This window comes from Guyparkeria sp. SB14A (assembly GCF_005096345.1).
GTDB lineage: Bacteria > Pseudomonadota > Gammaproteobacteria > Halothiobacillales > Halothiobacillaceae > Guyparkeria > Guyparkeria hydrothermalis.
On sequence record NZ_SWAW01000003.1, the window covers coordinates 138,396 to 151,384 of the forward strand.

The following is a 12,989-nucleotide window of genomic DNA, read 5'->3' on the forward strand; positions in this document are numbered from 1 at the left end:
TCTCCTGATAACGTTGGGCCGAGGCCCGCCACCGCGGGCGAGCGGGCTCAGGAAACCGTGAAATGACCCATCATCCCGGCATCCTCGTGTTCGAGGATGTGGCAGTGGTACATGAACGGGGTGTCCTTGCCGGCCGGCTGGGTAAAACGCACCGCGATCTCTGCCCGGCCATCGACCAGCAGGGTGTCCTTCGCGCCTCGATTTTCCAGCCGGGGCGACTGCCCCGTCTCGTCGGCGAGTACCTGGAAGTGCACGCCATGGATGTGGAACGGGTGCATCAGCATGTCGCTCTCGATGGTCCAGTGTTCGATGGTGCCGAGCGCGACGTCCTCGTTAATGCGATGCGGATCGAACGGCTGGCCGTTGATCCCCATGGAGGGGCCGGAGCCGTCGCCCATCATGCCTCGCATCATCGGCATGCCACCGAGCATCATGTCGAGGCGGAAGTGGCGTCGACGATCGAAGGTTGTCGGCCGCGATGGCAGGGAGTCACCAGTGGCCTCCGGGAGACGATCCACCCGACCCTTGCGGTCATCCGGGTGGAACGACAGCACCCGTTGGTCGCCTTCGACCAGTCCGGAGGCAAACGAGCGAATGTTGCTCATCATCCCCATCATGCCGGGGCCGCCCCGGTTCTGATCCGGGCCGGTGATCAGCGCCACTTCGCGCCCGTCGCGGAAATCCACCAGTACCTCGAAGCGTTCGCCCGGTGACAGGCGCAGTTCGTCGGTGGCCACCGGTTTTGGCCAGAACCCGGCGTCGCTCGCGATCACATGCATCGGGCGCCCGTCATCGAAACGCAGGTGAAAGATGCGGGCATTCGAGCCGTTGAGCAGGCGCAGCCGGACGATGGATTTCGGCACCGGGCCGCGGGGTTGTTCTGCGCCGTTGACGAACAGGCGGTCACCCTGGAAGCCGTGCATGCGATCGAACATGCTCAGTCGGTAATCCAGTCGACCGGTATCGTCGAGGCGCCGGTCCTGGATCACCACCGTCAGGTCATCGACACCGTGTTCGTGAGGCACGCCCCGGTCGGCATCAAGTCCATCGTCGATCTGGAACACCCCGGCCAGGCCCGCGTAGACCTGGCGGGCCGTATGCGGAAAGGTATGGGCGTGGAACCACGCCGTCGATGCCGGCTGGTCGATCGGCAGGATCGGCTCCCACACCTTGCCGGGGTCGATCGCTTGGTGAGGGCCGCCATCGACCTTGCCGGGGACGAGCAGGCCATGCCAGTGAGTGGCGAGTGGCTCGTCGAGATCGTTCTGCAGCCGGACGGCGACCTCCTGGCCCTGGCGTGCCCGGACGAACGGGCCAAGGTAGCCCTGGTTGTATCCGAGCGTCGGTGAGGACGATCCGCCTGCGAACACCGTTTTGCCGGTCTGGGCCTTCAGTTCCAGGCGGCCGCTCTGGGTGACGTCGAGCAGTTCAGGCATCGGTAGGGTGGGGCGGTTGCGGCTGGCCGCCCGGGCGGGGTGGGCGGTGATCGAGCCCAGGCTTGCCGTGGCGGCCACCGCGACGCTGTGCTTCAAGAAACGACGTCGATCCATTGTTGAGTGCTCCCTTGGTTCGCCTGTCGGGATGACTTTTAACGACTTGCCCTCGAAGGTAGCCCTGCAAGCTGTCAGGCGCCTGACCCGCGGATTACATCCTTGTAATCTTCACGAGCCAGGCTCGGCGCGGTGGCAGAATGACCGCAGTTTGTTCGGGAGCTGTCGAATGAAGGTGTTGATCGTCGAAGACGAGAGCAAGACGGGCCAGTACCTGCAGCAGGGGCTGACCGAGGCGGGGTATACCGTCGACCTGTCGCCGGACGGCGTCGAGGGGCTGCATCTGGCGCTTACCGAGCCCTACGATTTGATGCTGCTCGACGTCATGCTCCCCGGCATGCATGGGTGGCAAGTGCTGGAGACCCTGCGTCGGAGCGGTCGAGACATGCCGATTCTGCTGCTCACCGCGAAGGACCAGGTCGAGGATCGCGTGCGAGGCCTCGATCTGGGTGCCGACGATTACCTGATCAAGCCGTTCGCCTTCTCGGAATTGCTGGCCCGCGTGCGCACCCTTTTGCGTCGTGGTCGGGCAGAGCCCGAACCGACCACCCTGCGCGTGGCCGACCTCGAGCTCGACCGCCTCGGCCACCGGGCCACACGGGCCGGTGAGCGGATCGATCTGACGGCAAAGGAATTCGCCCTGCTGGAGCTCTTCATGCGGCGAGAAGGCGAGGTGTTGCCGCGCTCGCTGATCGCCTCCCAGGTCTGGGACATGAACTTCGACAGCGACACCAACGTGGTCGAGGTGGCCGTCCGCCGGCTTCGTCGCAAGGTCGACGAGCCATTTGAACGCCGATTGATTCGAACGGTGCGGGGCATGGGCTACGTCATGGAAGACGAGCCCGAGGCATGAAATTGGCCCTCTCCCTCACCGCCCGGCTGACACTGCTGTTCGTCCTGCTGTCGTCTTCGGTGTTGATCGGCCTTGGCTGGCTGCTCAATGCCGCGGTCGAACGTCACTTCATCGAGATGGATCGCAGCCTTCTCGAGGGAAAGGTCGAGGTGCTGGAGCGGTTGCTGGCCAGCCCGCCCGACGCGCAGGAACTGCAGGCGCTGGATGAGGCGGTGCTCGACATGTTCCGTAGCGACCCGGAGCTCAAGGTGTTCGTTCGGACCGACGGTGGCTCGATCATCCTCGCGCCGCCCGACCTGTCGTTCCCCGATCAGGCGATCAACCGGCAGCAGGCCGAGCAAGCCGACGTGCTGTTCGCCTGGAGCGAGGGTGACTCGCGTTACCGCGGGCTTGCCACGACCATGCAGACGGCCTTGTCGGATCTCACGCCGTTTCTCGTGGTGGTGGCGATCAATATCGATCACCACGAGCGGTTCATGGAGCGTTATGGTCGGACCTTGAGCGTATTCATCCCGGTGGCGGCGTTTCTCAGTGGTCTGTTGGGCTGGTGGGCATCGCGGCGCGGGCTTTCACCGCTGCGCTTGCTACAGCAGCGAGCGGCCTCGGTCACCGCCTCGCAACTCGACCGCCGTTTGCCGGAGGAGTCGGTGCCCCGGGAGCTCAGGGGGCTTGCCCACGAACTCAATTGCATGCTGGTTCGCCTGGAGGAGGCGTTCCGGCGATTGTCGAACTTCTCCTCGGACCTGGCCCACGAGATGCGAACGCCCGTGAGCAACCTGCTCACCCAGACCCAGGTCGCCCTGTCGCGATCGCGGACTCAACACGAGTACCAGGAAACGCTTGCCTCCAGCGCCGAGGAGCTTGATCGGCTCTCGCGCATGATCGCCGACATGCTTTTCCTGGCTCAGGCGGACAACGGCCTCTCCTTGCCGTCGATTCAAGAGATTCGCCTGCACGACGAGCTTGCTGACCTGCTCGAGTTTTATGACGCGTTGGCCGAGGAGGAGGGCGTTCGTTTGCAGGCGTCGGGCCAGGCCTCGGTCCGCGGGAACCGCCTGATGTTGCGGCGTGCATTCAGCAACTTGCTCTCCAATGCCATCCGGCATGCGGGAGAGGGCGGTGAGGTACGGATTACTATCGCGGAACAATCGAAAACCGTATCCCTGATCGTCGAGAACACCGGTGATCCCATTCCGCCATCGGAGCTGCCCATGATCTTCGATCGGTTTTATCGGGCCGAGGCGGCAAGGCCTCGCCATGGGAGTACCACCGGCGGGCTGGGGTTGGGTCTGGCGATCACGAGGGCCATCATTCACGCACATGACGGGGAGATTGCTGCTGACTCGCTCGGGCGTCGAACTCGATTTCACGTCACCCTACCGCGGTCGGCTGCCGCGTCCGCTCCCTGAAAGCGATCCATTGAAACCGGGACGACATTCTCGTCGTCCAAAACGCAGAAAGGCCGCCCATTACAGGCGGCCCAACTGATTGATCGATTTGGTCGGAGTGGAGGGATTTGAACCCCCGACCACCTGCACCCCATGCAGGTGCGCTACCAGGCTGCGCTACACTCCGAAACAGGGCGCGCAGGATAGCGCATTTTGCCGTGCCGAGGAAGGCCGTCGGCAACCGGGCGGTCAGATGTCGTGGACCATGGCCCGGTTGTGGTTCGTCAGGGGGCGGATGATCTCCGGACGGCCGAAATGGAAGCCCTGTCCCCAGTCGATTCCCATCTCGCGCAGCATGTCGGCGGTGCGCGCGTCGCCGATGAATTCGGCGACCGTGATCAGGCCCATGTCCTTCGCCATGGCCTGGATGTGCTGGACGATCTTCTGTGCGCGCACGCTCTCGCTCATGTTCTGCACCAGTGCACCTTCGATCTTGAGGAAGGTGAACGGCATGTCGAGCAGGTAGCGGTAGGAGGAGTAGCCGCTGCCGAAGTCGTCCAGGGCGAGGCGCAGACCGAAATCGATCAATGGCTTGAGCGCACTGAAGGCATCGGCAGTGTCCTCGAGCACCTCGCGCTCGGTCATCTCCAGGACCAGCGGCTTGACCTCCACCTGGCCCGAACCGCCGATGCACTCGCAGGCGGCCCGGGCGTTGCTGATCACCTGTTCCATCAGCTCCGGGTGCTGCAGGAAGTCCCCGGAGATATTGACGAAGTGCGCCATCGGTCGGTGATCGATCGAGGCCACGCAGTTGGTAATCGTCTGGTTGATGATCTCGAAGTCGATCCGATGGGCCATCTGCAGTCGCGAGGCGGCCTCGATGAACAGCCCGGCGGGGATGACGTCGCCCTCGGGGGTGATCATGCGTGCCAGTGCCTCGTCGGCGACCACCTCGCCGGTCTTGAGATCGACGATCGGCTGACTGGCGGCCACGATGCGGCCCTCGTGGATGGCACGGTCGAGCGCCCCGCCCGTGGTGTAGACGGACGGTTGCTGCAACCGGTCGGCGTTGACCACGCGGTCGCGCCCGGTGCGCTTGGCCTCGTAGACGGCCGCGTTCAGGGAGGAGAGCTGGTCGCGGGGTTGGGTGCGACTGGTCTCGCCGGGGCCGAGCGCGCCGTGGCCGATGCTGACGGTGACGGTGCCCAGCTGGGTGGCCTTTTCCCCGGCATTGAAGCGTACGCTGGCGGCGGCCGAGCGGATGCGCTCGGCGATCTGCGAGCTGTGCTCGGCCTGGCGCGGCGGGATCAGGAGCATGAATTCATGGCCGCTCCAGCGGGAGGCCATGACGTCGTCGGGGACGGCCGCCTGCATGGCGACGGCAAGATCGCGGATCACCCGATCGCCGACGTGATAGCCGAGGTAGTCGTTGACGGTCTTGAGACGGTCGATGTCGATCAGCATCAGGCGGTGGCCGCCTTCCCCGTCGGACTGGATCTCGCGGATGCGTTCGAGCATCGCGCTGCGGTCCGGCAGGCCGGTGAGCGAGTCGAGACTGGTGGGCGGGCAGAGGCTCTCGATCATCACCACCATCCGCTGGTGGTCGTTCAGCGGGGTGACGCCGAGGGTGATCTCGCGGTTGTCCATCAGGCCGGCCAGCGAGGTTTCCTCGCCGTCGATCAGCGCGCTGCCCAGCGACGGGGTGGTGTTCAGTCGCAGGCGGCTTTCCAGGCGTTCGCGGAGGGTCTGCTCGCCATCGGCCGGGAACAGCTCCTCGGCCCGGGGGCTGGCGCTCAGGACGCGCCCGGAGGCAGTGCAGAGAAAGACGACCATGCCCGAATCAGCCCCTCCATACGCCGCGACGTTGTCCAGTTGCATCGTCCCTGTTCCTTCCCTGCCTGCGGTTGGCCACCCGACCCTGGGTGACATCTGTCTCACAGCATCCTAGCAGCGAATTCGGGCCAGCTGAATCACGATTCCCTTAAATACGCGGCGGGCGATCAGGACGCGCCGCTGTCGCAGACGGGGTTGGCGTTGATGCCGTCGATGCAGCCGATCAGCGAGTCGAGCAGCGGGTCGATCCGTTTGGCATCGGCATTGGCGTCCAGTGCGTCCTCGAGCTCGCCGGCCAGGGTCTGTAGTTCGGTTTCCCGGCAGCAGGCGGCGGCGCCCCGGAGCTTGTGCGCGGCATGGCGCAGCGCGTCGCGGTCCTCGGTCTGCTCGGTCAGCAGGCGACGGTACCCGGGCAGCTCGTCACAGAGCAGGCGGGTCAGGAAGGGATCGCGTTCGTCCTTGCGGTCGCCGTTGGCGGGGGGGCTGGCCTCCGGGTCGACGCGGCCGTGCGTTTCCAGCGGGAAGAATTCGCCGATCGCGCTCAGCAGGTCGCCGGCGGTCACCGGCTTGGTCAGCACCCGCTCGATGCCGCTGTGCAACAAGTCCTGGTGGACGTTGCCCTGCCGGTTCGCGGTGATCGCGATGATGGGCGTCTCGAGGTGACGCGGCCGCTTTTTCAGGATGCGGGCGACGCCGGCGCCGGTGATGTCCGGCATGTGCATGTCGGTGAAGACCACGTCGATGTCCTCGTGGTCGGCCAGGGCCAGTGCGTGTTTGCCGTTGGTGGCCTCGAGGACGTGAAAGCCCAGTTCACGCAGCGTCTGACCGAGGTGGGCCAGGTAGACCGGGTCGTCGTCGATCACCAGCGCGGTGCGCCCGGCGAACGAATACAGGGCGTGTCGACCGGCCTTGGCCGGACGGGATGGCGCGGTGCTGGCGGTCGGCCGTTGGGATTGCGTCGGTGGCGCCAATCGCGCCGGACGGCGGCCCGGCCCGGGTGCCGGGGCCCCCAGGACGCGCTCCAGCGAGGCGGCCAGGGCTCGGGCGCGGATGAACAGCGGCAGGGTGAAGTCGGCCCAGTGCAGCGGGGCGGCCGGGCGCCCGCGGATGGTCAGGTGGCTGGACAGGCCGATAACGCGCCCGGCGAGCGATACCCACTGGCCGAATGCCGGGTCGTCGTGGTGGCGTTCGACGATCCGCTCGTCGATGAACAGCAGGTCGACCGGCTGACCGAAGTCCGGCTCGACCTGGATGCTCGCCCCGAGCGCGGCGAGATTGCCCTGCCAGGCCCGTCGATGTTGTGGTGAGGCGCAGACCACCGCGATCAGTTGGCCGGCCAGCCGGTCGCTGCTGTCGGGCTCGCCGATCAGGATGGGGGCGCTGAAGGTGGCGGTCATGCCGAAGCGATCGGGCGTGGTTTCGACCACCTCGAGTGCCGAATCGAGGTGATGCGAGATGCAGCGCAGGATCCAGAGATCGATCAGGTCATCGACCAACAGCCCCTCGAGGCCTTCGGGGAGCGGTTGGACGAGGCGCTCGGTGAGCTGTTCGCGATCGAGCGACCCCTCGCGGAGCTGGCCGTCGACGGTCAGCCGAAAGCGTCCGATCCGGTCGCCGCCGTCGTTCTCGAAATCGTCCTCGAGCTCCAGGGTGATGGCTGGCTCGTGCAGCTGGGCGATGCAGAGGATCTCGTTGAGCAGTCGGTCGAGCAGGCGACGCAGCATCTGCGGATCGAACACGATCTCGCGCGGCAGGTCCTGGTAGCCGATGAATTGCAGCACCTCGCCGTCGCGCTGGGCCGTGGTCTGCCAGTCGGTGACCAGGTCCTCGCCGGTGGTGCGCAGGTTGACCCGTCCGTCGGTGCGCGTCATGCGCCCGGCGTTGATCTCGTGGTAGTCGATGATGTTCTCGATCGAGATCCGCAGGCGGTGGCTGGCGTGGCGCATGAGTTGCAGTGACTTGGCCGGCTCCTGCTGCCCGGGCTCGGTCGGTGGCGCGCAACGGCTCAGCCGGCGCTCGAGGGTGGCGAGCGAGTCGACCGCCGAGCGGATATGACCCAGCGGCGTGACCCATTGCTGGTTGACCAGCTCGAGCACCGACGCGGCCGAGAGCTGGCTTTCCGCCCCGGTCCGGCGCGTGGGCTGTGCCGCCGTGTCGTCCGGGATTGTGGGTTCCCGCGAGGGCGTGCCTCGTCGCATGGAAAACGCCGCGGCCGCCACGACGAGCACCATCCAGGTCGCCCCCCAGCCCAACGTGACCATCCAGAACCCGGGAGAGGGCAGCGAGCGGCCGGCGAGCCATGCCTCGATGGCCAGCAACAGCGGGGGGGCGGCAAGCGCGAGCAGGGCCAGCGCAACCACCACCCCGGGCGCGCCGGCGACCAGCGGTGCCAGGTGGCCGGTGCGGCCCGCTTTCGGCGTGGGTTGTGTTCTGCGGGTCGAAGCGTTCACCGAAGGCCTTTGTGGCATACTCGGGGCGCGGAAAATCCGCCGATCCCCGGTAGGGTTTTGAGATGAAACGGGTAACTGGAGCGAGCCGGCAAAGCGTATGTTAGGTCACCGTCTTGATCAATTGATCGGCAACACGCCGCTGGCGCGAATCCAGCGCCTCGACCCCACGGGCGCGGCACGCGGCAACGTGATCCTCGGCAAGCTCGAGGGAAACAATCCCGCCGGATCGGTGAAGGACCGGGCCGCCCACTCGATGATCTCGCGGGCCATGGAGCGCGGCGAGATCAAGCCCGGCGACCGGCTGGTCGAGGCCACCTCGGGCAATACCGGCATCGCGCTGGCGATGGTGGCCGCCACACTGGGCCTGCGCCTGACCCTGATCATGCCCGAGCACATGTCGATCGAACGCCGCCAGTCGATGGCCGCCTACGGGGCGGAGCTCAAGCTGGTCTCCCGCGAGGAGGGCATGGAGGGTGCGCGTGATCTCGCTGCGGCCATGGCCGCGCGCGGCGAGGGCGTCGTGCTCGACCAGTTCGCCAACCCGGACAACCCGCGGGCGCATTACCTGACCACCGGCCCGGAGATCTGGGCGGCCACCGAGGGTCGGGTGACGCATTTCGTCTCCGCCATGGGGACCACCGGCACGATCATGGGCACCTCGCACTACCTCAAGGAGCAGAACCCCGACGTGCAGATCGTCGGCGTGCAGCCGGGCGAGGGCGCGCAGATCCCGGGGATTCGCCGCTGGCCGAAGGAATACCTGCCCAGCATCTTCGAGCCGGCCCGTGTCGATCGCACCCTGGACATCGAGCAGGACGAGGCCGAGGAGATGACCCGGCGGCTGGCCCGGGAGGAGGGCATCATGGCCGGGATTTCCTCGGGCGGGGCGATGGCGGCCGCACTGAAGGTGTCCGCCGAGGTGGAGAACGCGGTAATCGTCACCATCGTCTGCGACCGGGGCGATCGCTACCTCTCCACCGGCGTCTTTCCTGCCGGTTGATGCGGGCAGCCGCACTCGCTGTCTTGCTGTCGGCGGCCCTGGCGGCTCCCGCCCAGGCTGGGCCGCCGCTGGCATTCGACCTCTGCCGCGAACGGGTGGAGGCCGTCCGGTTCGTCCCGGCCGAAGACGAGGTGTCGGTGCATGTCCGACTCACCGAGTCGGCGGCACGTGAACTGGCCCGTGAAACGAACGCCGGGCGGCCGGTTGATATCGGGGCCGGTCGCGAATGGTTCGCCCGTTTCGTGGTGCGTGACGCCCTGCGGGACCGGCCACCGCGGACAATCCGGAGCACCCTGAGACCGCCGAAGCTGGCCCGGGCCCTGGAAGCGGCCCTGCAGCGCCCCTGTGCGCCGGTCGAATCTCGCTGAACCCGGAGCGGCCAGCCGTTTCCGGACCAATCTTCCCGAGAGCGAATCCCATGGCGCGACGCAAGTACATCAAGCAACTGCCACGGGGCGAGTTTTCCGCCCATATCGAATCACTGACGCTGGAGGGCCGGGGTGTCGCCCACCTCGACGGCAAGGCCACCTTCATCGGCCGGGCCCTGCCGGGCGAGGACGTGCGCTTTGTCTACCGCGACCAGCGCCGGCATTTCGACCTCGGGGATGCCGTGGCCGTGGACACGCCCAGCCCGGAGCGCATCGAGCCGGGTTGTCCGCATTTCCACGTCTGCGGCGGCTGCGCGATGCAGCACCTGGCGCCCCAGGCCCAGGTGGCCCACAAGCAGCAGGCCCTGCTCGATCAACTCTCGCGTATCGGCCGGGTGGAGCCGGAGCAGGTGCTCGCGCCGCTGACCGGGCCGATCTGGGGGTACCGACGTATGGCCCGTCTGGGCGTGCGGTACGTGCGCAAGAAGGGGCGGGCGCTGGTGGGTTTTCGCGAACTCGGCTCGGCACTGATCACCGACATCGACACCTGCCCGGTACTCGACCCGCGGGTCGGTGAGAAACTGCCGGCCATCGCCGAGTTGATCGGCGCGATGGATGCCCGGCGCGACCTGCCCCAGATCGAGGTGGGTTGTGGTGATACGCACTGCGCGCTGGCGTTCCGCAACATGGTGCCGCTGACCGAGGCCGACCGGGCGCGGCTGGATGCCTTTGCCGACGCGCATGGTTTCGCCGTCTTCCTGCAACCGGGCGGCCCGGAGACGCTCGAGCCGCTGGTGGCCGGCGCGCGCGACGTCTACCCGAGCTACCGCCTGAACGAATTCGACGTCGAGATCCGCTTTTCACCGTTGGATTTCGCCCAGGTCAACGCCGATATCAACCAGCGCATGGTCCACCAGGCACTCGACTGGCTGGCGGTGCAGCCGGGTGATCGCGTGCTGGACCTGTTCGCGGGACTGGGTAACTTCAGCCTGCCGCTGGCCCGAAAGGCGGGGACGGCGGGATCGGTGACCGCCGTGGAGGCCGATGCGGCGATGGTCGAGCGCGGTGCCGCCTGTGCGCGTGACAACGGCATCGAGACGACCCGCCACGTGGTCGGCAACCTGTTCGAGCCGCACGCGGGGCATGGCTGGCTGGGCGAGTCGTTCGAGCGGATCCTGCTCGATCCGCCGCGGGCCGGGGCCGAGGCGATGATGCCCGTGATCGCGCGCATGCGCCCGGAGCGTGTGGTGTACGTGTCATGCCATCCGGGCTCGCTTGCCCGCGACGTGGGCCGGCTGGTACACGAGTATGGCTGGCGGCTGCTGGCTGCGGGCGTGATGGACATGTTCCCGCACACCGCCCACGTGGAGTCGATGGCGGTGCTCGAGCCGGGGTGATGGAAACCGTGACCGGGCGACCGTCGTCGCTGACCATTGTCATGGCCGGTCGGTTTGGTTAAACTCTGCGCCCTTCCTGACGCGGGTTGCCCGGGTCGGGTGGAAAACGGAGAGGTGTCCGAGCGGTCGAAGGAGCACGCCTGGAAAGCGTGTGTACGGTAACCCCGTACCGAGGGTTCGAATCCCTCTCTCTCCGCCAGTTTCTGTGTGGCCCGGCCTGCGCGCCGGGCGTGGGTGCGACCGCTGTCGCATCCTTCCCGTTTGGAGAGGTGCCGGAGCGGTCGAACGGGGCGGTCTCGAAAACCGTTGACCCCTTCTCGGGGTCCGAGGGTTCGAATCCCTCCCTCTCCGCCAAATCGTCTGACCAGAAAAAGCGAAAGCCCGCCGTTGTCCGGCGGGCTTTTTGCGTTTCGTGGCTTCCTCCCCCGGGGCGGGGGAGGGTGACGGCCTTAGCTCTTGGTCAGCTTGTCGTCGCCGGCGCCTTCCTCGGCCGAACTGATCACCATCTGCGGGAACGGGATGGTGATGCCGTTGGCATCGAAGGTTTCCTTGATCTGCTGTTGCAGGTCGGACTTGATGTGCGGCATGTCGGCCGAGCGGATCCACGGACGGACCAGCAGGTCGACGCTCGAGGCGCCGAACTGGTCGACCAGTACGGCCGGGGCCGGGTCCTTGAGCACGCGATCGTCCTTCTCGAACACCTGCATGATCAGCTCCTTGGCCTTGGCGATGTCGTCGGCGTAGTCGATGCCGATCGCCAGGTCCAGGCGGCGGGTGTCGCGCACGCTGTAGTTGGTGATCGCCGATGCGTAGAGCTGGCCGTTCGGCACGATCAGCTCGACGTTGTCGGGCGTGTTCATGCGGGTGTGGAAGATGCCGATCTCGTTGACGGTGCCCATCAGGCCCCCGGAGATGATGAAGTCACCGGCCTTGAAGGGGCGGAAGATCAGGACCATCACGCCGGCGGCGAAGTTCGCCAGCGAATCCTTGAGCGCCAGGCCGACGGCAATGCCGGCACCGGCGACTAGGGCAACCAGCGAGGTGGTGTCCAGACCGAGCTGGGACAGCGCGGCAATGGCGACGAACAGCAGGAACGCTGCCCGGGCCAGCGCGACGACAAAGCCCACCAGCATCTGGTCCAGGCCGGTCCGGCCCAGCAGCTTGGCCAGCCAGGGGCTGCCCATCTTGGCGATGAAGTAACCACCGACGGCGATCGCGGCGGCGATCAGGATCTTGATGATCCACGGCAATACGTACAGGGAGAAAAAGCCTGCTTCTTCCATGAGGGTTCCTCGTTATTCGTGATTATGTGGCGTCTGGGTTTGCGGAATGCTTCGCGGACCAGTATAGGCACCATCGCGTTTATTACAGGTGGTGCCGTAAATCGGGCGCAAACAAAAACACCGCCCGAAGGCGGTGTTTTTTTGCGTCGGACGTTGTAAACGCCTTACTGGGCGGTGCCCTGTACGGTGATTTCAACGCGACGGTTCTGGGCGCGACCTTCACGGGTCTGGTTGGTGGCGATCGGGTTCGACTCGCCCATGCCCTGGGTCTCGATCTTGTCGCCCGGAACGCCCTGGTCGACCAGGTAGTCCTTGACGGTCGCGGCGCGACGCTCGGACAGGCCCTGGTTGTACTCGTCGGTACCGATGCTGTCGGTGTGGCCGACGGCTTCGATGTTGGCGACGGCGTTCAGGTCGCCCATGTCGCGTACCAGCGCGTTCAGGGTGTCCTTGCCTTCCGGCTTGAGGTTCGACTTGTCGAAGTCGAAGTAGGTGTCGGCCTCAAGCGTGATGGTCTTGGCTTCCGGTGCCGGAGGCGGCTCGACCAGCGGCTTCGGTGCCGGTGCGGCTTCCTTCTGTACCAGCTCCGGGTTGCACTCTTCGATCGCGGTTTCGCTGTTCAGCGTACCGTGAGCGTTGTACAGGCAAGGGCCATGACCGGTCTTGACCGGCTCACCGTTGCTGGTGAATACGTACGGGGACTGACCCCCGGCGAAGGTCTGGCCAGAGAAGGCAAACGTGGCTGCAACCGAGGCAGCGATCACGGTCATTTTCTTCATCTGTGAAATCTCCTTGTTTCTTCTGAGGTCAGAGATGACTTTGGTGTCGCTAGGGATAGCGCGATTCAGGTCCGGCAACGGTTGAATC

At 66.2% G+C, this 12,989-nt stretch carries 9 protein-coding genes and 3 tRNA genes; 6 read left to right on the forward strand and 6 right to left on the reverse strand.

Going from position 1 to position 12,989, the window contains the following annotated elements; all coding sequences use genetic code 11:
- Positions 1 to 47: 47 nt before the first annotated feature.
- Positions 48 to 1,550: a multicopper oxidase domain-containing protein gene (locus FAZ79_RS02465; RefSeq protein WP_136866326.1), complete on the reverse strand. Its 1,503-nt coding sequence runs from the start codon at positions 1,548 to 1,550 to the stop codon at positions 48 to 50.
- A gap of 169 nt (positions 1,551 to 1,719) precedes the next feature.
- On the opposite strand from FAZ79_RS02465, the gene FAZ79_RS02470 reads away from it, so the two are divergent.
- Positions 1,720 to 2,403, forward strand: a complete 684-nt coding sequence (locus tag FAZ79_RS02470) for a heavy metal response regulator transcription factor (protein WP_136866327.1) — start codon at positions 1,720 to 1,722, stop codon at positions 2,401 to 2,403.
- On the forward strand, positions 2,400 to 3,812 hold the full coding sequence (locus FAZ79_RS02475) for a heavy metal sensor histidine kinase (RefSeq protein WP_136866328.1): 1,413 nt from the start codon (positions 2,400 to 2,402) through the stop codon (positions 3,810 to 3,812). The genes FAZ79_RS02470 and FAZ79_RS02475 overlap by 4 nt, the downstream gene beginning before the upstream one ends.
- Positions 3,813 to 3,901: 89 nt before the next feature.
- Here FAZ79_RS02475 and FAZ79_RS02480 read toward each other — a convergent pair.
- From FAZ79_RS02480 to FAZ79_RS02490, 3 genes are all read right to left on the reverse strand, one after another.
- Positions 3,902 to 3,978 (reverse strand) — tRNA-Pro (locus FAZ79_RS02480).
- Positions 3,979 to 4,040: 62 nt separating this feature from the next.
- Positions 4,041 to 5,669, reverse strand: coding sequence for a bifunctional diguanylate cyclase/phosphodiesterase (locus FAZ79_RS02485; protein ID WP_169303537.1), 1,629 nt, complete (start codon positions 5,667 to 5,669; stop codon positions 4,041 to 4,043).
- A gap of 122 nt (positions 5,670 to 5,791) precedes the next feature.
- A complete protein-coding gene (locus FAZ79_RS02490) occupies positions 5,792 to 8,074 on the reverse strand; it encodes a response regulator (protein ID WP_169303538.1) in 2,283 nt (760 codons plus the stop codon).
- A gap of 97 nt (positions 8,075 to 8,171) precedes the next feature.
- On the opposite strand from FAZ79_RS02490, the gene cysM reads away from it, so the two are divergent.
- The 4 genes from cysM to FAZ79_RS02510 all read left to right on the forward strand — a co-directional run bounded on the left by cysM (position 8,172) and on the right by FAZ79_RS02510 (position 11,193).
- Positions 8,172 to 9,074: a cysteine synthase CysM gene (gene cysM, locus FAZ79_RS02495; RefSeq protein ID WP_136866331.1), complete on the forward strand. Its 903-nt coding sequence runs from the start codon at positions 8,172 to 8,174 to the stop codon at positions 9,072 to 9,074.
- A 418-nt stretch (positions 9,075 to 9,492) separates the two neighbouring features.
- Positions 9,493 to 10,839, forward strand: coding sequence for a 23S rRNA (uracil(1939)-C(5))-methyltransferase RlmD (rlmD, locus tag FAZ79_RS02500; RefSeq protein WP_136866332.1), 1,347 nt, complete (start codon positions 9,493 to 9,495; stop codon positions 10,837 to 10,839).
- A 108-nt stretch (positions 10,840 to 10,947) separates the two neighbouring features.
- Positions 10,948 to 11,038: transfer RNA gene (locus FAZ79_RS02505), tRNA-Ser, on the forward strand.
- A gap of 64 nt (positions 11,039 to 11,102) precedes the next feature.
- A tRNA-Ser gene (locus FAZ79_RS02510) sits at positions 11,103 to 11,193 on the forward strand.
- 95 nt (positions 11,194 to 11,288) lie between these two features.
- Here FAZ79_RS02510 and FAZ79_RS02515 read toward each other — a convergent pair.
- Complete coding sequence (locus FAZ79_RS02515; protein WP_136866333.1) at positions 11,289 to 12,122, reverse strand: mechanosensitive ion channel domain-containing protein; 834 nt, start codon at positions 12,120 to 12,122, stop codon at positions 11,289 to 11,291.
- 164 nt (positions 12,123 to 12,286) lie between these two features.
- Positions 12,287 to 12,901: an OmpA family protein gene (locus FAZ79_RS02520; protein ID WP_136866334.1), complete on the reverse strand. Its 615-nt coding sequence runs from the start codon at positions 12,899 to 12,901 to the stop codon at positions 12,287 to 12,289.
- Between the last annotated feature and the right edge of the window lie 88 nt (positions 12,902 to 12,989).

Excerpts from the sequence above, each read along its gene's own strand:
- FAZ79_RS02465 (WP_136866326.1), bottom strand. The coding sequence starts at position 1,550 with ATGGATCGACGTCGTTTCTTGAAGCACAGCGTCGCGGTGGCCGCCACG.
- FAZ79_RS02470 (WP_136866327.1), top strand. The coding sequence starts at position 1,720 with ATGAAGGTGTTGATCGTCGAAGACGAGAGCAAGACGGGCCAGTACCTG.
- FAZ79_RS02475 (WP_136866328.1), top strand. The coding sequence starts at position 2,400 with ATGAAATTGGCCCTCTCCCTCACCGCCCGGCTGACACTGCTGTTCGTC.
- FAZ79_RS02485 (WP_169303537.1), bottom strand. The coding sequence starts at position 5,669 with ATGCAACTGGACAACGTCGCGGCGTATGGAGGGGCTGATTCGGGCATG.
- cysM (WP_136866331.1), top strand. The coding sequence starts at position 8,172 with ATGTTAGGTCACCGTCTTGATCAATTGATCGGCAACACGCCGCTGGCG.
- rlmD (WP_136866332.1), top strand. The coding sequence starts at position 9,493 with ATGGCGCGACGCAAGTACATCAAGCAACTGCCACGGGGCGAGTTTTCC.
- FAZ79_RS02515 (WP_136866333.1), bottom strand. The coding sequence starts at position 12,122 with ATGGAAGAAGCAGGCTTTTTCTCCCTGTACGTATTGCCGTGGATCATC.
- FAZ79_RS02520 (WP_136866334.1), bottom strand. The coding sequence starts at position 12,901 with ATGAAGAAAATGACCGTGATCGCTGCCTCGGTTGCAGCCACGTTTGCC.